We start from the raw sequence: 22,377 nt of genomic DNA, 5'->3' as shown, positions 1-22,377 counted from the left end.
GAATCCTCCCTCCAAACCACCGGGCCGAGCCTGTCCCCGCCTTGGGGGCGCCGCCCCCCGCCTCTCCCGCCTTCCCGCCGCTGCGCTCCTGCTGAGCGCGGCGGCGTCCGGTGGAGCGGAGGCGGCGGGCGTCGCGCCGCGTGACGACGACGGGCCCGCGCCCGCGGCGCCTTCCCCCCTGGTGCCCACCGCCTCTCCCTCGGTGCCCACCGCCTCCCCTCTCGCGGCCCAACCGGCCACGGCGGCTGCCCCCGGCGCCGCCTTCTGGGTCGAGCCGGGCAGCGACGCCGCCCGCCAGGCCACCGAGTGGCGACGCCAGGGCCGGACCGCCGACGCCCGGCTCATCGAGCGCATCGCAGGGCGCCCGCAAGCCGTGTGGCTGCACAGCCCGGGGCCGGGCCCGGTGGTCCGCGCCGCCACGGAGGCGGCGACCGCCGCGCGCCGGACCGCGGTACTCGTCACGTACTTCATCCCGCACCGCGACTGCGGTGACTACTCCGGAGGCGGGGCGGGCAGCGCGGGGGAGTACCGGCGGTGGATCGACGAGTTCGCCGCGGGCATCGGTGACCGCGCCGCGTACGTCGTCGTCGAACCGGACGCCGTCGCGCAGAAGATCGCGGGCTGCGCGAAGGCCGACGCCCGCGAGCGGTACGGCCTTCTCGCCTACGCCGTCCACCGCATCAAGGCGCGCCCGCACACCAAGGTCTATCTCGACGCGGGCAACTCGGGCTGGATCCCCGACGAGAACCGCCTGGTCGCCCCGCTGCGATACTCCGGTATCGCCAAGGCCGACGGCTTCGCCGTCAACGTGTCCAACTACCAGACGAACAACGCCAGTTCGGCGTACGGACACCGCCTCGTCCGAGCACTCGGCGGCGCCAAGCACTTCGTCGTCGACAGCAGTCGCAACGGCAACGGCCCCTACACCGGCGGGGGTGACGAAGCCTGGTGCAACCCGCCCGGCCGCGCCCTCGGCACCCCGCCCACCACCGCCACCGGCGCCCCCGCGCTCGACGCCTACCTGTGGATCAAGCGCCCCGGCGAGTCAGACGGAACCTGCCGTGGCGGGCCGAGGGCGGGGCAGTGGTGGCCGCAGTATGCCCTTGGACTCGCGAGCAGGGCGCGGGGCTGACGCGCTCTGACCAGGGGGGGTGCAGGGGGGGGTAACGGCCTACTCCTGGATCGCGGTCTCTGGGGCCACGGCCTCCTGGCTCGCGGTCTCCGGGGCCACAGCCTCCGGGACCACAGCCGTGGCGGTGATCTCCACCAGCTGGCCGGCGTAGCCGAGGCACGTGGTGCCGAGCAGTGTCGAGGTGTGCGGCCCCTTCGCGAGCAGGTCGGAGGCGCGGACGACCTCCCACGCCTCGCTCAGCGGGCCGGGCTCGTCGCTCACGACGTACACCGTGCTGGCCACCACCTGCGTCAGGTCGCTGCCGATCGCACGCAGGGCCTCGTCGAGGTTGGCGATGACCTGCCGGGTCTGGCGCGCCACGTCACCTTCCCCGACGAGGTTCCCCTCGGGATCGAGCGGCACCGAGCCCGCCATGAAAGCGAGCTTGGTGCCCGCCTCGACGAGGGCGGCATGGGCGTATCCGGGCGGCGGGAAGAGGGTGGGCACGACGGTGCGGTGAGTGGTGGTCATGGGCCTGATCCTGCGGGAGGCGGGCGGTCCGGTGCATCCGGATTTCGCCCGGGGCCCTGTCGGCGCCCGTCCCGGGGCGGCCTACCTGGCCGCTGGCCTAGGCTGGCATGCGGGAATGATGTGGATGATGTGCCAGTGACTGAGGGTGAGTGGTGTGGTGAACGTGATGGCAGGGGCTGTCGCGGCCACTGACGCCGCCGCGGTGCCTCGGTCTCTTCCTCTGCCGCCGCCTCCTGCCGGTCGGCTCGGCGAGCTGGTGCGCTCCTGTGCCGCCGTCTTCCTTCCGGCTGAGGTGCCGAGGGAGGGGCGGATCGCGTTCTGGGCGCCGGGGGGAGAGCTCCCTGCCGGGCTTTCCGGAGCTGGGGCCGGGGCTGAGCCCGGAGCTGAGGCCGGTGAGGGCGGGGAGCTGCCCGGCGCGACGCGGGGCGAGATCGCGGTCGTACGCCCCCACGGCAAGGGCGTCCGTACGCGTACCGTCCCCGCGCTGATCCTGCCGGTCGCGGAAGCCGCCCCGCTCCTGCTGCGCGCCGGTCCCGCGCACCCCGCGGTGGCCTGCTGGGCCGCTGCCGCCCGGCACGCCCTGCACCTGGCCGCGCGGGGCAGGCTGCTGCCCGGCCTGACCGGCGGCGACCTGGACGCGTGGCGGGCCGGGCCGCTGGACGCCGCCGATGTCACGCAACTGCGGGCGATCGCCGCCGCGCTGCCGGCGGAGGCGCACGCCGTACCGCTGCCCGGCAGCAAGCCCCTCCTGCTCCCCGAGCCGCTCGCCCTGGTCAGGGCCTTCGTCGACGCGATGGTGGACACCCTGCCGCGTACGCCCGCCGCGGCGCACGCGGTCGGCGCGCCTTTCGCCGCGCGGGAGCCGCAGCGGCTGCCGGGCGCGCGGGAGTGGGCCGCGGAGGTGGCGGCCGGGATGGATGCCGGGGTGCGGGTGTCGCTGCGGCTCGATCTGCAGGCGCACGAGGTGTTCGACGGGGCATCGGATGACGTACGCGAGGCCACGTCCGGTGACCAGGGCGGAGGTTCCGGCGAGAGCGTGGTGAGCCCGGCGGCGGCCGTCGTGCAGGTGCACAGCCTCGCCGACCCGACGCTCGTCACGGACGCGGCCCAACTCTGGTCCGGAGCTGACCACTTCGGCCCGCGTGCCCGCGTGGACACGCTGCTCGCGGTGCGGCGGGCGGCCCGCGTGTGGCCACCGCTGGCCCGCCTCCTGGAACGGCCGCGCCCCGATGTACTGCCGCTGAGCGAGGGGGAGTTGTACGAACTCCTCGGCGTGGCGGCGACCCGGCTCGGCGCGGCGGGGGTGGCCGTGCACTGGCCCAGGGAACTGATCCGCGGACTGACCGCGACGGCGGTCGTGCGCCCCGCACCCGGCACGGCGGCGGACAACTTCGACTTTTTCAAGACCGAGCAACTACTTGAGTTCCGCTGGCAGTTGGCGCTCGGTTCCGGCGACGGCGACGGCGACGGGGCCGAGCCCGGGAGCCAGGGCCCTCTCACCGAGGCGGAGATGGACATCCTGGCGGAGGCGCACCGCCCGGTCGTACGCCTCCGTGACCAATGGGTCCTGGTCGACCCCGAACTCGTACGCAAGGCCCGCAAAAGGGATCTGGGTCTCCTGGACCCGGTGGACGCGCTGTCCGTCGCGCTGACCGGGGCGGCGGAGGTGGACGGCGAGCGGGTCGAGGCGGTTCCGACCGGCGCTCTGGCCCGGCTGCGGGAACGCCTGACCGACGACCTGCACCCCGTCGCCCCGCCACCCGCGCTCGCCGCGACCCTCCGCGACTACCAACTCCGGGGCCTGGCCTGGCTGGACCGGATGACGTCGCTCGGCCTCGGTGGCTGCCTCGCCGACGACATGGGCCTCGGCAAGACGGTCACCCTGATCGCCCTCCACCTGCACCGGGCCCGCCCCGAACCGACCCTCGTGGTCTGCCCGGCGTCGCTCCTCGGCAACTGGCAGCGGGAGATCGAGCGGTTCGCGCCAGGGGTCCCGGTGCGCCGCTTCCACGGCACGGGCCGCAGCCTGACCGGCGACATCGAAGGCGGCTTCGTCCTGACGACGTACGGAACGATGCGTACGAGCGCGCCCGAACTCGCCGCCCAGCCATGGGGTTTGGTGGTCGCGGACGAGGCGCAGCACGTCAAGAACCCGCACGCGGCGACGGCGAAGGCGCTGCGCACGATCCCCTCCGCGGCGCGCGTAGCCCTCACCGGCACCCCCGTCGAGAACAACCTCTCCGAGCTCTGGGCCTTGCTGGACTGGACGACACCGGGCCTCCTCGGCCCCCTCAAATCGTTCCGCGCACGACACGCCCGCCTGGTGGAGGGCGGTGAGGACGACGAGGCGATGGCGCGTCTGGCGCGCTTGGTCCGCCCCTTCCTCCTGCGCCGCAAGAAGTCCGACCCGGGCATCGCCCCGGAACTGCCTCCGAAAACGGAGACGGACCACCCGGTGACGCTCACCCGCGAACAGGCATCGCTCTACGAGGCGGTCGTACGCGAGACGCTCGCCCGCATCGAGGCGGCCGAGGGCATCGCGCGCAGGGGCCTTGTCATGAAGCTGCTGATGGCGCTGAAGCAGATCTGCAACCACCCGGCGCAGTACTTGAAGGACGGCGAGATCGCGACACGCGGGGGCCGCTCCCGCTCGGGGAAACTGGAACTGCTGGACGAACTCCTGGACACGATCCTGGCGGAGGACGGCGCGGTGCTCGTCTTCACGCAGTACGTGGAGATGGCGCGCCTCCTCGAATCGCATCTGTCGCGGCGCGGTATCGGCACGCAACTCCTGCACGGGGGTACGCCGGTCCCGCGCAGGGAAGAGATGGTGGACCGCTTCCAGTCGGGCGAGGCCCCGGTGTTCCTGCTCTCCCTCAAGGCGGCGGGCACGGGCCTCAATCTCACCCGGGCGGGCCACGTCATCCACTACGACCGCTGGTGGAACCCGGCCGTCGAGGAACAGGCCACGGACCGCGCCTACCGCATCGGCCAGACCCAGCCGGTCCAGGTCCACCGCCTGATCACGGAGGGCACGGTGGAGGACCGCATCGCCGAACTCCTGGCAGCGAAACAGGCGTTGGCGGACGCGGTCCTCGGCGGCGGCGAGGCGGCACTGACGGAGCTCTCGGATGCGGATCTGGCAGATCTGGTGTCGTTGCGGAGGATGTCGTGAGGGGCGACAGCGGCGCCGACGTCGGTCGGACTGACGGCGCAGGGGCGGGCGGCTCCGGCGGCACGGGCGGCTCCGCCCGCACCGGCCGCCGCGCGGGCAGGGCAGGCGCGACCGGGGCGACCGGGAGGACGGGGGCGACCGGCACAACCGGCGCGGCCGGGAGGAAAGAGCCGACAGGCGCGACCGGCAGTACCGGGATGACCGCCGCCCGCCTAGCCAACAACACCGGCCGCATCTTCCCCCCGCTCCCTCAACACCCCGACGCCCAAGCGCCGTTCGCCACCTCCTGGTGGGGCAACGCCTGGATCGGCGCCCTGGAGGGGACGTCGCTCGACGCGGGGCGCCTGGCACGCGGGCGGGCCTACGCCCGTGAGGGGCACGTCGACACGATCACGGTCGCCCCGGGCCGCATCGTGGCGTACGTACACGGCAGCCGCCCCCGCCCATACCGCGCCGAGATCCGCATGCGCACCCTCACGCCGGAGGACTGGGACCACTTCCTGGACGCGGTGGCCACCGAACCGGCACACATCGCGGCGCTCCTGGACAAGGACATGCCGCACGCGCTGGTGGCGGCGGCGGACCAGTCCGGCACTCAACTCCTCCCCGGCCCAGGCGACTTGGTCCCGTCCTGCACATGCCCCGATCACGGCCGCCCCTGCAAGCACGCGGCAGCGCTCACTTACCAGACGGCGAGACTGCTGGACGCGGATCCCTTCGTACTCCTCCTCCTGCGAGGCGGAGACGAACAGGTACTGCTCGACGAGCTGGCCCGGCGCAACGCGCACCAGGCAGCGCGCGAGCAGGCCACCACGTCGTCAGGCACGACCGGCGAACGCCTCCCCGGCACCCTGGCCCGCGACGTCCTGGCAACGGACTACCGCCCGCCGCTCCCACCCCCACTCGCACCCCCCGCCCACCCGGGCGAACCCCCACTCCTCCCGTCCCTGCCGGGCGCCCCCAACCCCACATCCCTGGAGTTCCTGGCCACGGACGCGGCAAACAGGGCCCACGCGTACTTGACCACCGGCGCGAACCCGCTCCCGGCGGCCGACCCCTGGCACGACGCGATCCGCCTGGCCGCCTCCCACCCCGGCCTCACGGGCCGCCGCAGCTTCAGCCGCCAATTCGCCGAACTGGCAAGGTCGGTGGGCCACACCCCCGCCGACCTCTCCCGGGCGGCGGCGGCCTGGCGCCAGGGCGGTGAGGAGGGCCTCGCGCTCCTCGAATCCCCCTGGGACCCCCCGGCGGGCCCCTTCGACCGAGCCCGCGGCGCCCTGATCGCGGCAGACCTCCCCCGCATGACGATCCACCACAACCACCTCACCAACGCCTCCGGCTCCCTCCAACTCCGCTACGGCCGGGACGGCCGCTGGTACCCGTACCGAAGCGAGCCGGGACGGGACGACTGGTGGCCGGAGGGAGAGCCGGACGTGGACCCGGTAGGCGCGGCAACGGGACTCCTCGCCCCCTAACGGGCGGCGACGCCCGTGGCGGCAGGCGTCATTCGCAGAAAAGTCCCGCCGACACGCCGTGAATACGGGGTATCACCGGGACTTTCCTGCAACCCACCTGACTTATGGGCGCTGGGGCCCATCACGTACGCAGGTGGGGGAGTGGGGCGTCCCCGGTCGTCGGGTAGGGGCGTTCCGTGGGGAGGAGGGCCTCGGCGGCTGCGAGGGCGTTCTCGCGTACGAGGGCGTGGATGGCCCGGGCCTGCTCGGTGACGTCCGTGATCGAGACCGTCCACTCGTCCGCGTAGCGTCGTGCGGCATCGCCCGCCAGGCCCAGCTGGAGGGAACGGTAGGGGAGCGGGTTCAGGTGCAGGTCCCGCTCAGGATCCCACTGGACCCGTGCCGGCGCACGCCTCAACTCCCGCCGCCAGGTGGCCTGGTCGGAGTGCAGACCGCGTGCGTAGTGGGACAGGCACGCGTTGCGGAGGGCCCACTCGAAGCCTTCGCGGGTGATCTCCACCGCGAGGACGGTCTCCTGCCCCTCCTTCGTGGCCCAGCCGCAGCGATACATCATCCAGAGGAAGGACGGCTTGACCCACGTCATACGGTCCCGTTTCCAGGCGGCGGGGAAGCGACCGGTGCGGGCCGCGGGCTCGCCGATCTCAGGGGCGTACGCCTGGTAGACGGTGACGGTCGACTCCGTGTGCGCGGCGCGGATCTGGTGGGTGGGCGGTGCGGTGGTGAGGGCCTGGTCGTTCCGGTTCATAGCCGTCAGCTTGCGGGGCGTGTGTCCTCACCAGCCAGCGAATTATCGATGCGTACCGAGCGCGTCACGCCCGGCGGCTGCCTGACCGCCTTTTTTGCTACCACCTACGTAGGGTTGGAGCCTACGTTCGTCGTCATGCCGCGTGAGCGGATCAGCGGGGCACGGTCCGGCACTCCGCGTCGCAGTGGGGGATGCTCGGGACACAGGCGGGGTGGCGTACGCCGTGTGGTCGAAGGACTGCCCTCACCGTCGGCTCGGCAGTGCACGGATTTCGTCGCCGAGTTCCGGTACGGGAATTTCGTGGCCTCGGCTGAAGCTCTTGACCGTCGCGTGGCTCTCGTGCTTCGGAACATGTGAGGTGTAGCAGGTCTCCGTCTGCCTGCATTGGGGACAGAACGTATACGTGACGAAGGGGGACAGCGGCACACGGCCTTCCGGTGTGAGTAAGTAGAACGTGTCTCCGGCGACAGGCTCGCCCCATTCGTACGTCTGGCGTTCGAATACTGGATGGTCGCCCGTGGCGTTCCGCGCCACGACATCGAAGGTCCCCGTTCGCTGCCGGTAGTCGCACGTCGCGATACACAGCCAGGGCAACTCCTCCAGGAACCGCGCTGCGGCGAGAGCGTGTTCGAGGAACTCTCGGCACTCCGCGACGCGCAGGGCCGCCTCGGGCTGGCTGACCGGTTTGTCGCCGTGAGCGGTGCGATTTCGTTCGCTCTTCAGCGCCTTGAGGTCGTCGACCATGTCGACCACGCCTGAGGAGAATCCCGCAGGCAGTTGTGCGTGTCCCGGCGCGAGGGCGGCGAGCCGGTCGACCCCCACCGTCCAAGTGCCGAATGTAGTGCCCGCTCCCAGGTAGGCATTCCGTAGCCCGGACAGGACGCTTAGCCCTGAGTCCGTTCCCGGCTTGTGCAGCAGCGCGGCCGCCGTGACGCACACGGTGAGGGAGAGGCTCTCGGAGGCGTCGAGCATCGCTTCGTACTGGTCCCTGGGGGTGTCCGCCTGCTGGAGCGCGCGGATGGCGCGAGCGACCGGGTGCGGCAGAGTCTGCCGTGCGTGCGTCAGGATCTGGGACCCGTCCACGGGGGTCACGCGGTTCATGCGACCGGAGCCGACGCTCCGAGGCGGCGAGGGCGGCGTCACCTGATCCGGGGGAGGTGAGGAGCTGTACCCCTGAGGCGAGGGAGGTGGGACGGGGCGCTCGTGTACCGGGGCGAGGCCAGAAGTGCTTCCGTTGCGCGTACGCCATCTTCGGCGCCTGATCCGGAGGCGGATCCACGCGGGTAATAGGCCGAACAGGACGGTGAACGTGATGGTCGCCAGCAAGGTGTCAAGCCACGCGGGCATGCCGCGCGGGTCGTCGCTCGTACCGATCGCGAAAGCCGTGAACACCACCATGAACGCGGTCGTCCAGGCCGCCCAGTCCCGGTGGAGGGGCGAGTCGAAGAGTCTGAGAACCGTGTTGCGCCGCTTTGCCGACGGCAACGGTGGAGGCGGTGGTGGCGAGGGCATCGTTCCGGCGCCGCTGTTCATGTATGCATGGTGCCGGGGGATATGACGGACAACTAGGCCCTGGAGCAATCCGGTTATTCACAAAACGCCCACCAAGCGTCACATCACGGAAATACGCCTGTTCCTTCCTCTCCAAGAACACCGTTTACCGTTGACCACAAGCCCAGGCCGATGTCGTCCGGCGGTATACGTACGTGTTCCGAACGCGTATCCGTTCCGAACACGTACCTGTTCCGAACGGGTACCCGTTCCGAACACGTACCCGTTCCGATGACGACAGGAGCATGTGAACCCGGTGATCCCGCGCGCTGCAGCTTCCCTTCCGCCCTGGCTCGGTCATGCCCTGCGTACGCAGCGTGGGCCCGTGCCGTGGCACTCCGTGGTGCGGGGTGCGCTGGCCGCCGGGCCGTTGCTCTGCGCGGGTGTGGTCGCCGGGCGGGTCTCCCTGGGGGTCGTGGCCGCGCTCGGGGCCATGCTGGCCGGGATCAATGACAGGCCGGGGGGTCGGCGGGTCGCCGTCCGGCGGCTCGGGGCGCCCGCGCTCGCGGGCGCGGGCGGGATGCTCCTGGGGGCCTACGTCGCCGATCGCCTCGGAGGGTCGTATCTGCTGCCCTTGCTGTTCGCGCTGCTCGGCCTGCTCGCCGGTGCCTTCAGCGCCGTCGGGCCCGTCGCTTCGGCCGGCGGCACGCAGCTGCTCGTCGCCGCCGCCATCGGGGCCGGGATGCCGTTGCCCGAGCCCGGGTGGCAGCGCGCGCTGTTCTTTCTCGCCGGGGCCGGGTGGCTGCTTCTGCTGAGGCTCCTGCTGCCTTCGCCCTCGCCCGGCAACGGGTGGGCCGGTGGTGGTGTCGGTGGCGGGCTTCCCTATCGTCTCGACGGCGAGCGTGCCGCCGTCTCCGCCGTGTACGAAGCCGTCGCCTCGCTCATCGACTCCGCGGGCACCCCCGACTCGACCGCCCGCCGCGCCGCCCTCACCGCCGCACTCGACCAGGCACAGGACGCCCTCTCCGGGCCGCGTCTTCGGCGCCGCGCCAGTTCGGCGGCCGAGCGGCGGCTGCACGCGCAGTACCGCGCCGCGCTGCCGCTCGGCGAGGCGGCGACCGCGCTCGCCTGGGCCGATGAGCCGCTCCCTGAACGTGCAGGCGAGGGCCCGCGCCGCCTCGCCGCGGCCATCCGCGACGGCGTTCCCTGCGGGCCGCTGCCCGCACCCGCCCGCTCCGGCGCCGGGCTCCGCGCCCTCGACGACGCGCTGCTGCACGCCGCCGAGGCCTTCGACGGCGGCACCGCCAGGCCCCCGCACGGGCGCGGGCGCGGCCCCGTCGACGTACTGCGCACGGCGATCGGCCCCGGCGGGCGCGAGTACGGCGTGCGGGTCGCGCTCTGCTTCGGGGCGAGCACCGCGGTCGCGCAGGCGCTGCACCACCCGCACTGGTACTGGCTGCCCGCCACCGCCGTCTTCCTGGTCAAGCCCGACCTCGGGCCGCTCGTCTCGCGCGTCCTGTGCCGCGCCCTCGGCACCGTCCTGGGCGCCGTCCTCTTCGCGGGGCTCGCCGCCCTGCTGCCGCGGCCCGCCGGGCTCGTCGCCGTCGTCGCCGTGTGCGGTGCGCTGATCCCCGTCGCCACCCGGCACTTCGCCGCCCAGACCGCCGTCGTCACCGTCCTCGTCCTCGCCCTCGTCATGGTGGGCGGCGAGCCGCAGGCCTCCTGGGGGCGGATCGGCGAGACGCTGCTCGCCTGCGGGATCGTCCTGCTCGTCGGGCATCTGCCCTGGCCGGTGCAGCGCGGCGGCCGCGTACAGGACCGGCTGTCCGCCGCCCGTGAGTCCGCGCACGCCTACCTGCGCCACGTCCTGAGCGGCGCCCGCGACGGCGGCCCGGCCGACGCCGAACACCGTGCCGCCCGCTGGGCCCTGCGGCGCGATGCCTACCGGACACTGGCCGAGGCCCGTGCCGCGATCGACCTCGCGGCCGCCGAGCTGCCCACCCTGGCGCGGCACTCCGCGGGCTCGGAGCAGGTGGCGGTCACCCTCGAACGCCTCGTCGACACCACGACCGCCTGCGCGGTGCACGTCGACGACACGGGCCGCCTGCCGCGGCGGCACGCGGAGCGCATCGACGCGCTGCTCGCGGAGCTCACCGCGGTGGCCTGACCGACCGGGACGACGCGAGCGCGCCTCAGAAGTCCACGCGCAGCCTGTCGTCGAGCCGCGCCACCGAGTCCTGCGCGTACTCCTTCACGTAGTCCTCGCGGATCTCCTCGATCAGGGCGTCGCTCTTGTGCGCCTGCGACGTCGGATACAGCAGGATCAGCTCGTACGAACGCTCCCGCTCGATCTTGCCGTTCGAGTCCCGCCACTGGCCGCGGCCGTCCTGCACGGTGAGCCCGTCGGGGAACGACGGCGTCACCTCGACGTCGATGAACTTCATGAACTGCTTGTCCGTCACGTCGGGTCCTCCGTCCGGGCGTTCGGTCCCGAAGAGGAGGCGGGTTTCCGTATAGGCGTCGCCCCGCGACACCTGGGTCGTGGTGGTCGTGCCGGGCGTGCGCGTGTCCGCGTCGTCGAGCGAGGCGTACGCGGCCGGGGCGCCGACGGCGAGCACCGCGGCGACGGCCGCGGTGACGGCGAGACGGGTACGGGAGATGCGGGAGAGGGCGAGGGGCATGGGGGGCTGATCCCTTTCTGTGGCGTTCCGTGTGTGTGGGGGGGGGCAGATCAGTTTCTACGGGTTCCGCAAGCGGACGATGCTCTGAGTACGTTGATCCATAACCGGCGCAGACGGTAGCGGACTCGCCGCAACCCCCGCCCTCTCCCTCGTGACCGCACGGCTGGATATCTCTCCTCTCCCGTAAATCGCCGTCTTCCCATACGCCACTCAACTCCCATACGTTTCATCAGAATTGACCGGAGCGGTGGAGGGGACAGCTGACATGAGGGCACGTAGAGGGACAGGGACAGGCCTCGCCATGGCGGTCGTGGCGGCCGGTGCGCTGGCGCTCACAACCGCCGGGTCCGCGAGCGGCTCCGCATCCGCCGCCGACGATCCGGCGCCGCAGTCGTCGTACGCCTCCACCACCGGCGTCGGCGTCCACAACGCCTATGAGAAGTCGAAGTTCCCGTACTTCGCCGACGCGCTCGACTCGGGCGCCGGGATGCTCGAACTCGACGTGTGGACCAATGTGTTCGGCAGCGGCTGGCGGGTCTCGCACAGCAATCCGGTCGGCAACGACAGCAACTGCGAGAACGCCACAAGCCCGGCCGAACTGCGCACCAAATCGCGTGATCAGAGCTTCGCGGGCTGCCTCTCCGACATGAAGAGCTGGCACGACGCCCACCCCGGCCACCGGCCCATCCTCCTGAAGGTCGAGCTGAAGGACGGCTTCCAGGGGAAGAACGGACGCGGACCCGCCGACCTCGACGCCCTCCTGACCAGCAAGCTCGGCGACGCCGTCTACCGCCCGGGACAGCTCACCGGAGGGCACGCCACTCTCGACGAGGCCGTACGGAGTGACGGCTGGCCCCAGCGGAGCGCCCTCGCGGGGAAGTTCATCGTCGAGCTCATTCCCGGCACCGTCGAGCAGAGCAACCCGCTCGACACCCTGTGGACCGACCGCGAGTACGCCACGCATCTGCGCGACCTCGCGGCGGCCGGGCGCCTCGGTGAGGCCGCGGCCTTCCCCGCCGTGCTCGGCGCCGAGGCGGGCGACCCGCGCGGGCGGTACACGGACGCGGCGATCCGGCCCTGGTTCGTCCTGTTCGACGGGGACGCGTCCAAGTACGCGGGCGGCACCATCGACACCAAGTGGTACGCCGACCGGCGCTATCTGGTCGTCATGTCCGACGCCCACAACGTCGCCCCGGCCATCGACTCCGTGAACGCGACCGAGACCCAGGCCCGGGACCGCGTCGCCCTGCTCGCGCGCGGCAACGCCAGCATTGTGTCGTCGGACTGGTATCCGCTGCCGGGTGTGCTCTCGACGGTGGTCCCGCGCGGCTGAGGCTCAGCCCGCGGGCAGCACCGTGTGCACCAGCGCCGTCCCCGGCGCCGTCCGCCCGCCGGGGCCCGGCGTGTGCGTCACCGTCCCCGAAGTCAGCTCCCCTCCGCAGTGCGCGCACGTCACGCGGGGCTCGGCAGGGTGGCCGCAGGTGTCGTGGACGGGCAGCAGGGGCGGTCCCTCGCCGTCGGAGCGGTGGCGGTCGCCCCAGGTCATGAGGGTCAGGACGGTGCCGTAGAGCTCTTGGCCCGCGGGCGTCAGTACGTACTCGTGGCGCACCGGGCGGTCCTGATACGCCCGGCGCTCCACGACGCCCTCGGCGGCCAGGTGTTCGAGGCGGTCCGCCAGGATGTTCGTCGCGATGCCCAGGTCGGCACGGAGATCCTCGTAGCGGTTCAGGCCAAGGAACAGGTCGCGCAGGATCAGCACCGTCCACCGGTCGGCCGTCACGGCCGCCGCGCGCGCCACCGAGCAGTGCATGCGGGCAAAGCGTTCGCCTTTCATGGCGCCCACGGTACTCGCTTGTGATTTGCAAGGGACAGGCTCACCGGCTTACGGTTGCCAGGGATGGTCCCTTGTGAAATGCAAGCCGCACGTGGAAGTCACACGTGCAAGTCACGTGTGCAAGCCACATGTGGAAATCAGTCGTGCAAGCCACACGCGCGCAAGTCACTCGGTCACCGGAGGTGCCCCCGATGTACCACGCCATCGTCCGCCGCAAGGTCCGAGCCCTCTGGCGCATCGCCGGTGACGGCAGCGGCAACTACCAGCCCGCCGTCTCCATGGCAGCCCCCGATCTGAGGTTCCGCTTCATCGGCGACGGCGTCCTCGGCGCCGAACTGCGCGGCCCCGCGGCTTTCGCCGACTGGTTCGAGCGGGCCAACCGGTGCATCCCCGGCATGCGGCTCAGCCTCACCGACGTGGTCGTCAAGGGCTGGCCCTGGAACACCCACGTCATCGTCCGGCTGCGCATCGAGGCGACCCTCGCGGACGGCAGCCTGTACGAGAACGAGGGCATCCAGTGGGCCAGGATCCGCTGGGGCCGGATGGTCGAGGACACGGTTCTCGAAGACACGTTGCGGCTCCAGCAGGCATGGGAGCGCCAGGAGGCGGCGACGGCGGCGGCGGTCGGGACAGCGGCGACGGGCCGGAGCTAGGGCCCCAAGGGCCTCAACGCTCGATCCGGATCCACACCGGCGCGTGGTCCGAGCCCCGCGCGTCCCTGCGTACCGCCGGATCCTCGTCCTCCACCGACGGCAGCGCGGTCGCCGTCGAGCCGGGCACGCCCGTGCCCGCCGCCGTGACCAGGCTCAGCAGGCCGCGGCTCACCAGGACGTGGTCGATCAGCTCGTGGCGCCCCGCATGGATACGGGAGTAACGCTGCTCGGCCGGGATGCGCGGCGCCACGTTCCACAGCCGTTGCGCGTCGCCCTTGTCGGGCTGGTCGAATCCCGGGGTGCCGATCTCGGAGCCGGGCGGACCGAGCAGGATCTGGGTCGTCGCCGCCGACACCTCGTCGTTCAGGTCGCCGAGCACCACGACATCGTGTTCGCGGCCGTCGCCCTGCAGGAGACGGCCGGCCACCGAACGCACCAGCGTGGCCTCCGCCGAACGCCGGTTCAGCGCGTACGCCCCGAAGCGGGCCCGCTCTCCCTCGTCCCGCGGCTGGAACCGGCCACCGCCGTACGAGAGCAGCTTCGACTTCAGATGGCAGACGGCCGCGTCGAAGAAGAAGGCGCGCGTCGAGACCGTCACCGCGAGCACCCCGCGCCCCGCCCGCGCCACCGGCTTGCCCGCGTCGTTGATCTGCACGGGCCGCAGCGGTGCGGGGAAGCGGTCCTCGTCGGTCACGACCGAGACGGGGAGCGAGCTGAGGAAGCCGACGCGGGTGCCGCGCTCGTCCGCGTGCTCCGAGAGCGTGGTGTGCCAGGTGCCCTCCAGCATCCCGGCCAGGTCCGTGAGGGCCTCCGGGTCGCCGACCTCCTGCACGCCGAGGACACTCGGGTCCAGCGCCTTGATCGTCGCGGCGAGCGAGGCCAGCTTCGCCTCGTACGCGGCCTTGTCCTTGGGCCCGAACCTGCCGCCGGGCCGGTAGAGGTTCTCCAGGTTCCACGTGCCGAGGAGCATGGCGGGCTCCAACTGTAATCGCGCGGTGGGTAGTTGACATCAGCGTGCTCGCGAAACGGGCGACGCGACAGGGTACGGGATGCGCACTCCCCCTACCGTGAAGAGATGACGCCGCCTCCCGCGCACGGCCCCGCCGACCTCGTCATCACGGGCTGCACGGCCCTCGTCCACGACGCACAGGACCAGATCGGATTTCTCGACGACGCGGCCATCGTCGTACGCGACGGTCGCATCGAAGCCATCACCACCACCCCCGTGGTCGTGGGACTCCAGGCCGTCGAGCACATCGACGCGCGCGGCCAGGTGGCCCTGCCGGGGCTGATCAACTGCCATACGCACACGCCGATGGTGGCCCTGCGCGGCATCGCCGAGGACCTGCCGGAGCACGAGTGGTTCAACGACTGGATCTGGCCCATCGAGTCGAATCTGACCGAGCGGGTCGTCGGACTCGGCGCGCGGCTCGCCTGCGCCGAGATGATCCGGGGCGGCGTGACGACCTTCGCCGACCACTACTTCGCGATGGACACCGTCGCCGACGTCGTCACCCTCAGTGGTCTTCGCGCCAATCTCGGCGCGGCCTTCTTCTCCTCGCAGGGGCCCGAGGGCCGCGCCGCCTCGCTGGAGTTCGCGCTGAGGCAGCGCGGCGCCACCGACGGCCGCATCACCACCTCGCTCGCCCCGCACGCCCCGTACACCGTCGACGACACGGACCTCGCCGCGACCGCCGAACTCGCCCGCGAGCACGGCCTCATGGTCCATCTGCACGCGGCGGAGAACCGCGCCCAGACCGACCACAGCCTCGACCGCCACGGCCGCACCCCCATCGAGACCCTGCACCGCACAGGACTGCTCGACGTCGACGTCCTCATCGCGCACGGGACCGGCATCCTCGACCGCGACCTGCCCTTCCTCCAGGAGGGCACGGGACGCATCGCCGTCGCGTCAGCGCCCCGCGGCTACCTCAAGTTCGGCTGGGACACCACGCCGGTGCGCGCCCTGCGCGAGATCGGCATCCCCGTCGGCCTGGCCACGGACGGCGCCGCGTCGAACAACACCCTGGACGTGTGGGAGTCCATGACGCTCACCGCGCTCGTGCAGAAGTCCACGCGGCGCGACCCGACGTGGCTGACCGCACGTCAGGCCCTCGACCACGCCACGCTGCAGAGCGCGCGGGCCGTCGGCCTGGGGGACGACATCGGCAGCCTCGCGCCGGGCCGCCGTGCGGACATCGTCCTCGTCGGCCTCGACGGTCCGCACACCCGGCCCGTGCACGACCTCGCGGCCACGCTCGTGCACAGCGCCCGCTCGTCGGACGTCACCACGACGATCGTCGACGGACGGATCCTGATGCGCGACCGGCGGCTGCTGACCCTCGATGTGCCGCAAATCGTCGCGGACTTGGAAGCCGAGCTGCCCGCCCTGATCGACCGCGGCCACGGCAGACGCATCCAGGAGTACGAGGGCTGAGGGCGCCGCGCCCATCGAACGCTTCCCCCGGCTCGCACTGGACGTACCGCAGGAGGAACCGCGGTGGCGTCCCTCGACCCGCGCACGGACTGCTCACGCTTCCGGCGCGGCCATCCCAGCTTCCGGCGCCGTCCCAGATTCTTCTGGATTCTTTTGAAGATTCTCCGCCGCGACCGATGAGTTCCGACGATCCCGCAGGTCACCCCTCTCAGAAGCACGGATCCGAGGGGCGGGTCCGCAGGAGGGACTGACGGATCATGGGACTTCCCGACATCGTCACGCGCGAGGAGTGGCTCGCCGCGCGCAAGGACCTGCTCGCCAAGGAGAAGGCGGAGACCAGGGCGCGTGACGCGCTCAACGCCGAGCGGCGCCGGCTTCCGATGGTCGAGATCGAGAAGGAGTATCTGTTCGACGGGTCCGACGGCAAGGCCACGCTGTTCGACCTCTTCGCCGGAGACGCCCAACTGATCGTCTACCACTTCATGTTCGCCCCGGAGTGGGACGCCGGGTGCCGCAGCTGCTCGGCGTTCATGGACCAGATCGGGCACCTCGCACATCTGCGGGCCCGCAGTACGAACTTCATCGCCGTCTCCCGTGCGCCGTTCACCAAGATCCTGCCCTTCAAGGCGCGGATGGGCTGGACGGTGCCGTGGTACTCCTCGAACGACAGCGACTTCAACCACGACTTCAACGCCACTGTCGACAAGGGCGAAGGCTCCTACGAACAGCCCGGCCTCAGCTGCTTCCTGCGCGACGGGGACCGCGTCTTCCACACGTACTCGACGTACGACCGCGGCCTCGACTGGGTGGCCTCGTACTCCAGCTTCCTCGATCTCACCGCCCTCGGCCGGCAGGAGAAGTGGGAGGAGCCGAAAGGCCGCTCGGCAGGGCTCGGGGCTCCGGCGGGCAGCAGCCGACTGCGGTATCACGACGAGTACGAGATGTGAGGAACTGGCACAACTCGGTGTCAGGTACGTCACGTTGCGAGTCTTTCAGGCCCCTCGGCGCGTTCTACTTCGAAAGAGTCCTATGAGGACTGCCAACGGGGGAGCAGAAGGACAATGATGAACAGTCGAGTGGTACTTGAACGCTTTCCGGCCGGTGGATCGCGAGGATCGTGGCCCGCGGAGGAGTTCGCGCGGGCCCGCCGTACGGAGGGGCAGCAGGCGGAGGTCGTGATGGACCTCGCCTCCGACGCCTTCCTGGTGATCGTGCGCGGACCCGCCGCGACCGCGGTGACGGATCTGGCCGATCTGGCCGAGATAGCCGCCGCCGCGTAGGCCAGGGCCGGGCACGCCCCTCAGCGCTCAGGACTCAGACCTTGGGCCTCAGGCCTCAGGCCTCTTGAGCCTCAGCGCTCGGCGTGCCCGTTCGGTGAGGGGACCTTCGCCGTGAACTGGTCGGCCTGCAAGGCGTACAGCTCCGCATAGACACCACCCGTCCGCAGGAGCTCGTCGGGCGAGCCCGACTCCACCAGGCGCCCGCCCTCCAGGACGTGGACCAGATCCGCGTGGCGCACCGACGCCAGGCGGTGCGTGATGAGGATGACGGTCTGGCCCGTTCCGGCAAGGGCCCGGATCTTCTCGAAGACCTCGAGCTCGGCGCGGGCGTCGAGCGCCGCCGTCGGCTCGTCCACGATGAGGATGCTGCCGCGCCGGTACGCGGCACGCGCGATGCCGAGCCGCTGCCACTGACCACCGGAAAGCTCGTGCCCGCCGGTGAACGCGCGGGCCAGCAACGTGTCGAGCCCGCGCGGCAGATCGGCCACGACGTCCCCGGCACCGGCCTCCCCGACGGAGTCGCCGATCCGGTCGTCCGTGAGCGGCACCGACGACCGGCCGATCGCGATGTTCACGCGCGCCGTGAACGGCCAGCGCTTGAAGTCCTGCGCCACCATCGCGATACGTTCCGCCAGCTGATGCCGGTCCGCGGTCGCCGCGTCGACGTCGTCCCACAGGATCCGGCCGTCCTTCGGCGCGTACAGGCCCGCGAGCAGCTTGACCAGCGTGGTCTTGCCGGAGCCGTTCTCACCCACGAGGGCGACGATCTTTCCGGTGGGCAGGGTGAGGGAGATGTCGCTGAGCGCGTCCTTGCCCGAGGCCCCCGGGTAGCGGAAGGTGACGTTCTCGAACCGTATCTCCCGTGGATCCGTGGGGAGTTCGGCGCCGCCGACCGGGATCGCGCGCTGGGCCGCCTCCACGAAGAGCCGCTCCAGGTCGCCGACGAACAGGGCGTCCTCGTGCAGGGAGTTGATCTCCACGACGAGAGTGTCGAGATTGGAGGCGCCGGTGCGGATCGCGATGACGGCGGTGCCCGCCACGGAGAGCGCCATCGCCCCGGAGAGCATCAGCCCGCCCAGCGTCGCGTACGTCGCCACGGTGGCGAGGCCCGTCCAGGCCGCCGCGATCAGACCCGTCCGGGCGGCGAGCCGCGCCAGGCGCGCCTGCTCCTCCTCCGCGGCCTCCGCCATGGAACGGAAGTGCCGCAGCAGGAACGGACCGACGCCGTGCACCCGGATCTCGGGGGCCGCACGCGCCTCCGTGAGAAGGCTGCCGATGAGGCGCCCCGCGCGGGCGTGCTGCACCCAGGCGTGGAAGGAGACGTAACGGCGCCGGGCGATCGTCAGTGCGCTCCACGCGCTCGGCAGGGTCATCGTCACCAGGAGCGGGAGCAGCAGCGGGTGCAGGACGGTCAACACGCTCGCCGCCGCGATCAGCGAGATCATCGCGTTCACCACGCGCGTGGCGATGCCGATCATGCGGCGGGCGGACGCGGCTCCGTACTGCGCGGTGTCGAGCAGCTTGTGGAAGGCGTCGTCCTCGATGGCGGAGAGCTCCACCGACGCGGCCCTCTCCAAGTACTGCTCGGTGGCGACGCGTTCGACCTTCGGTTCGAGGCGCCCGGTCGCGTACGTCGAAGCGGCGCGCAGCAGCGCGGCCACGAGCAGCGCGCACGCCACCGTCACCAGGGCGGGCGTGGCGCCGCGCAGCCGGTCGGCCACCGGGGCGTCGGTCATCAGACGGCCGAGGACGCTGTTGACCGCGAGGAGGCTCACCGCCTGGGCGAGCCCGCGGCCCAGCTCGGAGCCGATCACGATGCGCGCGGCCCGCCGGTCGGCCTGCCGGGCGAGCCGGAAGCTGGCGGCGAGGAGCGCGGGAAGCCGCTTCAGCATGGACCGGAACCCCAGCTGGAGGAAGGCCTCCTCGTACTGGGCCCAGCCGGTGTCGTAGCGCAGGGGGCCACCGAAGAGCAGCGCCTCGGAATCCGAAGTGGCGCTCTGGGAACGGCTGTTGCTCTGCTGGCCGCTGCTGCTCTGCTGCTTGTCGTTCGTCTGCTTCTCCGTCTGCTTCTCCTTCTGTGCGCTGCGTACGTCGGATGTGGGCTTGCGCCCCGGGCAGCTGTTGCCGGTTCGTCCGGGCCGCAGTGCCATACCCCATGCACGCCACTCCGCACCCGCGCAGGCAAAGGAGTTCTTCCGTGAGCGACGCGGTCCGGACACCTCGAGCACCCGATGAGCACCCCATGAGAACGGCCTTGACGGCCCCGCACTGCTTGACGCGTACCGCACGATGCGTACGATCCGTGACTTCGAGGAGCGCCTCCACGGGGAGTTCGCGACCGGCGACATCCCCGGTTCCGTCTACTTGTACGCAGGTGGGGAGGCATCAGCCACCGGAGTGTGCGCCCATCTCGACGACGACCGTGACGTCATCGCCCCCACGCACCGTGGCCACGGCCACCGCATCGCCAAGCGCGTCGACGTGGTCGAGGTGAAGTCGATGATGGCCGATATCTACGGGCGCACGACCGGGGCGTGTCACAGCAAGGGAGGCTCCATGTGCGCGGAGGAGGTCGCGGTGGCGGGGTGAGGGGACAGGGCGGAGCCGGTGATGGCGGTGGCGGTGGCCAAGGCTCCCGCGTCAGGCTAGGCCCGTACGGCCCGCGACCACGCCGGAGTGGTCCCCGTGGCCCTGCACCACGCCAGATACAGCGGAATCGGCGGCGTATAGGGAACCTCGCCCCCGGAGGGGCTGTGGATCAAGGAGGGAGCGCGCCGGGCGCCCGGCACCACGGCTCCCGCGGAGTAATAGGCGGGGGACGGCCATTCCAGGGCGACATCGGAGTCGGCCGGCACGATCCACCACCAGCGCGCCGCGTCCACGTCCTCGTACACACAACCCGCGCGAGGCAACCGCGCCATCAGCAGGGGCCCGAACCGAGAAGGCACCGAGACCGCGTCACACCCCAGGGGCTGCGACATCCCGTCCGGGACGGCGAGCCGCGTCAGGGGCGGTGGGGAGGCGGCGGCGGACCGCCTCCGTTCGAAGCGGACCAGCGTGTCCAGATCCAACAGCCGCCGCACCGTCACCGTGCTCACACGCCCCCTGTCCACGTCGTCCTCACGCCCGCACCCTCATTCACGTCACGCCCGCAGTTCCGCCCATACGGTGAGGCCGGCTCCGGGACCCTCGTCCCGCACACCCCACGCGTTGCTCACCGCTTCGACGAGGAGCAGTCCCCTCCCGTGCTCATCGTCTGCGTCGGGCCCCTCCTGGGCGGGCCGCGGGACACCTGATCCGTATCCATCGTCACGCACAGCTATGCGTAGTGACCCGGGCCGCGTGCAGAGTTCGCAGACGATCCGGTGGCTCGCGGTGTGCACGATCGCGTTCGTCACCAGCTCGGACACCACGAGGGCCGCCGCGTCACGGGCTTCCTCGCCTATGTTCCAGCCCAGGAGCTGGGCTTTCGCCAGCTTTCTGGCCTGCGCGGCGGAGCCCGGCCGTGGCACGAGCGCGAAGCTGACGCAGAGCTCGGAGCCGCCATCGGCCCACACGTCGGCGGAAACGCCAACAGGGGCTTCGGCGGCAGCTGTGTGTAACGGCGCGGGCGGAGTCACGCCATCCACTATCGCCCCGCCGGGAACACCTTGGCAAGACCCACTCTGAAAAGTGCACAGTGGCGTGTCCCTTCGAGACGGCACATGGCACACTGCTCGCAACGGCTCCAGGTGCGGAGTGAATTGGCATTACATGGAGTACGTGGAGGTAGGACGTGAGCGAACCGCGGTCCGCGCCGACCGTCGGCCAGGTCGTCCTCGGCCGTCGCTTGCAGGACCTGCGTGAGCGCGCAGGCCTCAAGCGAGAGGAGGCGGCGCGGATTCTTCGCGTCGCCCCCGCCACGGTCCGCCGCATGGAGATGGCCGAGGTCGCGCTCAAGATCCCGTATCTCCAGCTCCTCCTGAAGTCCTACGGCGTCGCCGACGACGAGGCGGACGCCTTCGTGACGCTCGCCGAAGAGGCGAACAAGCCGGGCTGGTGGCAGCGGTTCCACGACATCCTGCCGGGCTGGTTCAGCATGTACGTCAGCCTGGAGGGCGCGGCCAGCCTCATCAGGTCCTACGAACCGCACTTCGTGCCCGGCCTGCTGCAGACCGAGGAGTACGCGCGTGGTGTGATGCGCTCCGGGGCGATCGGCCAGACCCGTCCCGAGGACGTCGAGCGGTATGTGGCGCTGCGGATGGAGCGCCAGTCGCTGCTCAGCCGTGAGGACGCGCCACGGCTCTGGATGGTGATGGACGAGACCGCCCTGCGCAGACCGGTGGGCGGTTCCGATGTGATGCGCGAGCAGATCGACAAGCTGCTCGAAGCCGTCGAACTTCCGCATGTGACGTTGCAGATCGCGCCGTTCGCGGCGGGTCCGCACCCGGGCACATACGGACCGTTCGTGCTCTTCCGCTTCGCCATGGCGGAACTGCCGGACATGGTCTACAGCGAGTACTTGACCGGCGCCGTCTATCTGGACGCGCGCACCGAGGTCGCGACCCGCCTCGAGGTCATGGACCGCATGGCGGCGCAAGCCGCGACGGCACAACGCACAAAGGAGCTCCTGAGGGACCTCCGCAAGGAGCTGTGAATGGATCGACACCGAGCCGGTACGCGACCCGGGTCCAAGCCCGGAGCCGGGTCACGCCCCGAGTCCCGGGACGACTCCCGGATCTACAACGGCATGCCCGCGCGTGACCTCGGCAGCGAGGGCTGGCACAAGCCGTGGAGCGGTGGCAACGGAGGCAACTGCCTGGAGGCCATGAAGCTGGCCGACGGCCGGGTCGCGGTCCGCCAGTCGGCCGATCCGGACGGTCCTGCGCTGATCTACACGTACGGCGAGATCAACGCGTTCATCCAGGGGGCGAAGGCGGGGGAGGCCGACTTCCTGCTGTCCTGAGCAGGTGGTTGTCCTTGGG

22 protein-coding genes are annotated in these 22,377 nt (G+C 71.4%); 13 read left to right on the top strand and 9 right to left on the bottom strand.

What is annotated here, in order from left to right; genetic code table 11:
- A partial coding sequence (locus ACZ5CR_RS37690; protein WP_468866230.1) for a glycoside hydrolase family 6 protein occupies positions 1-1,132 on the top strand: 1,132 nt, incomplete at its 5' end.
- A 39-nt stretch (positions 1,133-1,171) separates the two neighbouring features.
- On the opposite strand, the gene ACZ5CR_RS37685 is transcribed toward ACZ5CR_RS37690, so the two are convergent.
- Positions 1,172-1,642, bottom strand: coding sequence for a RidA family protein (locus ACZ5CR_RS37685; RefSeq protein ID WP_468866227.1), 471 nt, complete (start codon positions 1,640-1,642; stop codon positions 1,172-1,174).
- A 166-nt stretch (positions 1,643-1,808) separates the two neighbouring features.
- Here ACZ5CR_RS37685 and ACZ5CR_RS37680 point away from each other — a divergent pair, with 166 nt between their 5' ends.
- Positions 1,809-4,817, top strand: a complete 3,009-nt coding sequence (locus tag ACZ5CR_RS37680; RefSeq protein WP_468866225.1) for a DEAD/DEAH box helicase — start codon at positions 1,809-1,811, stop codon at positions 4,815-4,817.
- A complete protein-coding gene (locus ACZ5CR_RS37675; protein WP_468866223.1) occupies positions 4,814-6,292 on the top strand; it encodes an SWIM zinc finger family protein in 1,479 nt (492 codons plus the stop codon). Before ACZ5CR_RS37680 ends, ACZ5CR_RS37675 begins: the two co-directional genes overlap by 4 nt.
- Before the next feature lie 121 nt (positions 6,293-6,413).
- Here ACZ5CR_RS37675 and ACZ5CR_RS37670 read toward each other — a convergent pair whose 3' ends face one another.
- On the bottom strand, positions 6,414-7,037 hold the full coding sequence (locus ACZ5CR_RS37670) for a DUF4291 domain-containing protein (protein ID WP_468866221.1): 624 nt from the start codon (positions 7,035-7,037) through the stop codon (positions 6,414-6,416).
- A gap of 243 nt (positions 7,038-7,280) precedes the next feature.
- The gene (locus ACZ5CR_RS37665; RefSeq protein ID WP_468866218.1) at positions 7,281-8,138 is read right to left on the bottom strand and encodes a hypothetical protein; all 858 of its coding nucleotides are present in this window, start codon (positions 8,136-8,138) and stop codon (positions 7,281-7,283) included.
- A gap of 211 nt (positions 8,139-8,349) precedes the next feature.
- On the opposite strand from ACZ5CR_RS37665, the gene ACZ5CR_RS37660 reads away from it, so the two are divergent.
- Together ACZ5CR_RS37660 and ACZ5CR_RS37655 are read left to right on the top strand one after the other, a co-directional pair.
- The gene (locus ACZ5CR_RS37660; protein WP_468866216.1) at positions 8,350-8,595 is read left to right on the top strand and encodes a hypothetical protein; all 246 of its coding nucleotides are present in this window, start codon (positions 8,350-8,352) and stop codon (positions 8,593-8,595) included.
- Between the two features lie 252 nt (positions 8,596-8,847).
- Complete coding sequence (locus ACZ5CR_RS37655; RefSeq protein WP_468866338.1) at positions 8,848-10,695, top strand: FUSC family protein; 1,848 nt, start codon at positions 8,848-8,850, stop codon at positions 10,693-10,695.
- A gap of 25 nt (positions 10,696-10,720) precedes the next feature.
- Here the strand turns inward: ACZ5CR_RS37655 and ACZ5CR_RS37650 are convergent, their stop codons facing one another.
- A complete protein-coding gene (locus ACZ5CR_RS37650; protein ID WP_468866214.1) occupies positions 10,721-11,209 on the bottom strand; it encodes a DUF3574 domain-containing protein in 489 nt (162 codons plus the stop codon).
- A gap of 265 nt (positions 11,210-11,474) precedes the next feature.
- On the opposite strand from ACZ5CR_RS37650, the gene ACZ5CR_RS37645 reads away from it, so the two are divergent.
- Complete coding sequence (locus ACZ5CR_RS37645) at positions 11,475-12,542, top strand: phosphatidylinositol-specific phospholipase C domain-containing protein (protein ID WP_468866211.1); 1,068 nt, start codon at positions 11,475-11,477, stop codon at positions 12,540-12,542.
- A 3-nt stretch (positions 12,543-12,545) separates the two neighbouring features.
- On the opposite strand, the gene ACZ5CR_RS37640 is transcribed toward ACZ5CR_RS37645, so the two are convergent.
- Positions 12,546-13,043, bottom strand: a complete 498-nt coding sequence (locus ACZ5CR_RS37640; RefSeq protein WP_468866208.1) for a winged helix-turn-helix transcriptional regulator — start codon at positions 13,041-13,043, stop codon at positions 12,546-12,548.
- A 191-nt stretch (positions 13,044-13,234) separates the two neighbouring features.
- Here ACZ5CR_RS37640 and ACZ5CR_RS37635 point away from each other — a divergent pair, with 191 nt between their 5' ends.
- Positions 13,235-13,696, top strand: a complete 462-nt coding sequence (locus ACZ5CR_RS37635) for a nuclear transport factor 2 family protein (RefSeq protein WP_468866206.1) — start codon at positions 13,235-13,237, stop codon at positions 13,694-13,696.
- Between the two features lie 13 nt (positions 13,697-13,709).
- Here ACZ5CR_RS37635 and ACZ5CR_RS37630 read toward each other — a convergent pair whose 3' ends face one another.
- Positions 13,710-14,666, bottom strand: a complete 957-nt coding sequence (locus ACZ5CR_RS37630; protein WP_468866203.1) for an endonuclease/exonuclease/phosphatase family protein — start codon at positions 14,664-14,666, stop codon at positions 13,710-13,712.
- A 105-nt stretch (positions 14,667-14,771) separates the two neighbouring features.
- Between ACZ5CR_RS37630 and ACZ5CR_RS37625 the strand changes: the two genes are divergently transcribed.
- From ACZ5CR_RS37625 to ACZ5CR_RS37615, 3 genes are all read left to right on the top strand, one after another.
- Entirely contained in the window at positions 14,772-16,133 is a 1,362-nt protein-coding gene (locus ACZ5CR_RS37625; protein WP_468866201.1) for an amidohydrolase, read from the top strand.
- 257 nt (positions 16,134-16,390) lie between these two features.
- Positions 16,391-17,080 carry a DUF899 domain-containing protein gene (locus ACZ5CR_RS37620; protein ID WP_468866199.1) on the top strand — a complete coding sequence of 230 codons (690 nt, stop codon included), beginning with the start codon at positions 16,391-16,393 and terminating at the stop codon, positions 17,078-17,080.
- Between the two features lie 114 nt (positions 17,081-17,194).
- Positions 17,195-17,413 (top strand): hypothetical protein, encoded by a 219-nt coding sequence (locus ACZ5CR_RS37615; RefSeq protein ID WP_468866196.1) that lies wholly within the window; start codon positions 17,195-17,197, stop codon positions 17,411-17,413.
- Positions 17,414-17,484: 71 nt separating this feature from the next.
- Here ACZ5CR_RS37615 and ACZ5CR_RS37610 read toward each other — a convergent pair whose 3' ends face one another.
- Entirely contained in the window at positions 17,485-19,563 is a 2,079-nt protein-coding gene (locus ACZ5CR_RS37610; protein ID WP_468866194.1) for an ABC transporter ATP-binding protein, read from the bottom strand.
- 139 nt (positions 19,564-19,702) lie between these two features.
- On the opposite strand from ACZ5CR_RS37610, the gene ACZ5CR_RS37605 reads away from it, so the two are divergent.
- The gene (locus ACZ5CR_RS37605) at positions 19,703-20,002 is read left to right on the top strand and encodes a thiamine pyrophosphate-dependent enzyme (protein WP_468866191.1); all 300 of its coding nucleotides are present in this window, start codon (positions 19,703-19,705) and stop codon (positions 20,000-20,002) included.
- Positions 20,003-20,058: 56 nt separating this feature from the next.
- Here ACZ5CR_RS37605 and ACZ5CR_RS37600 read toward each other — a convergent pair whose 3' ends face one another.
- Both ACZ5CR_RS37600 and ACZ5CR_RS37595 read right to left on the bottom strand, forming a co-directional pair.
- On the bottom strand, positions 20,059-20,511 hold the full coding sequence (locus ACZ5CR_RS37600) for a hypothetical protein (protein WP_468866189.1): 453 nt from the start codon (positions 20,509-20,511) through the stop codon (positions 20,059-20,061).
- A 45-nt stretch (positions 20,512-20,556) separates the two neighbouring features.
- The gene (locus ACZ5CR_RS37595) at positions 20,557-21,033 is read right to left on the bottom strand and encodes an ATP-binding protein (protein ID WP_468866187.1); all 477 of its coding nucleotides are present in this window, start codon (positions 21,031-21,033) and stop codon (positions 20,557-20,559) included.
- 155 nt (positions 21,034-21,188) lie between these two features.
- On the opposite strand from ACZ5CR_RS37595, the gene ACZ5CR_RS37590 reads away from it, so the two are divergent.
- Both ACZ5CR_RS37590 and ACZ5CR_RS37585 read left to right on the top strand, forming a co-directional pair.
- Positions 21,189-22,049, top strand: coding sequence for a helix-turn-helix domain-containing protein (locus tag ACZ5CR_RS37590; protein ID WP_468866184.1), 861 nt, complete (start codon positions 21,189-21,191; stop codon positions 22,047-22,049).
- Positions 22,050-22,142: 93 nt separating this feature from the next.
- On the top strand, positions 22,143-22,358 hold the full coding sequence (locus tag ACZ5CR_RS37585) for a DUF397 domain-containing protein (RefSeq protein WP_383272964.1): 216 nt from the start codon (positions 22,143-22,145) through the stop codon (positions 22,356-22,358).
- Positions 22,359-22,377: the final 19 nt, after the last annotated feature.

Source organism: Streptomyces sp. NPDC031274, from assembly GCF_055570235.1.
This window is presented reverse-complemented; position numbering and strand designations above follow the sequence as displayed.

Coding starts and splice junctions, on each gene's coding strand:
- ACZ5CR_RS37685 (WP_468866227.1), bottom strand. CDS start 1,642: ATGACCACCACTCACCGCACCGTCGTGCCCACCCTCTTCCCGCCGCCC.
- ACZ5CR_RS37680 (WP_468866225.1), top strand. CDS start 1,809: ATGGCAGGGGCTGTCGCGGCCACTGACGCCGCCGCGGTGCCTCGGTCT.
- ACZ5CR_RS37670 (WP_468866221.1), bottom strand. CDS start 7,037: ATGAACCGGAACGACCAGGCCCTCACCACCGCACCGCCCACCCACCAG.
- ACZ5CR_RS37665 (WP_468866218.1), bottom strand. CDS start 8,138: ATGAACCGCGTGACCCCCGTGGACGGGTCCCAGATCCTGACGCACGCA.
- ACZ5CR_RS37660 (WP_468866216.1), top strand. CDS start 8,350: ATGGTCGCCAGCAAGGTGTCAAGCCACGCGGGCATGCCGCGCGGGTCG.
- ACZ5CR_RS37650 (WP_468866214.1), bottom strand. CDS start 11,209: ATGCCCCTCGCCCTCTCCCGCATCTCCCGTACCCGTCTCGCCGTCACC.
- ACZ5CR_RS37645 (WP_468866211.1), top strand. CDS start 11,475: ATGAGGGCACGTAGAGGGACAGGGACAGGCCTCGCCATGGCGGTCGTG.
- ACZ5CR_RS37640 (WP_468866208.1), bottom strand. CDS start 13,043: ATGAAAGGCGAACGCTTTGCCCGCATGCACTGCTCGGTGGCGCGCGCG.
- ACZ5CR_RS37635 (WP_468866206.1), top strand. CDS start 13,235: ATGTACCACGCCATCGTCCGCCGCAAGGTCCGAGCCCTCTGGCGCATC.
- ACZ5CR_RS37630 (WP_468866203.1), bottom strand. CDS start 14,666: ATGCTCCTCGGCACGTGGAACCTGGAGAACCTCTACCGGCCCGGCGGC.
- ACZ5CR_RS37625 (WP_468866201.1), top strand. CDS start 14,772: ATGACGCCGCCTCCCGCGCACGGCCCCGCCGACCTCGTCATCACGGGC.
- ACZ5CR_RS37620 (WP_468866199.1), top strand. CDS start 16,391: ATGGGACTTCCCGACATCGTCACGCGCGAGGAGTGGCTCGCCGCGCGC.
- ACZ5CR_RS37615 (WP_468866196.1), top strand. CDS start 17,195: ATGATGAACAGTCGAGTGGTACTTGAACGCTTTCCGGCCGGTGGATCG.
- ACZ5CR_RS37610 (WP_468866194.1), bottom strand. CDS start 19,563: ATGGCACTGCGGCCCGGACGAACCGGCAACAGCTGCCCGGGGCGCAAG.
- ACZ5CR_RS37605 (WP_468866191.1), top strand. CDS start 19,703: ATGCGTACGATCCGTGACTTCGAGGAGCGCCTCCACGGGGAGTTCGCG.
- ACZ5CR_RS37585 (WP_383272964.1), top strand. CDS start 22,143: ATGCCCGCGCGTGACCTCGGCAGCGAGGGCTGGCACAAGCCGTGGAGC.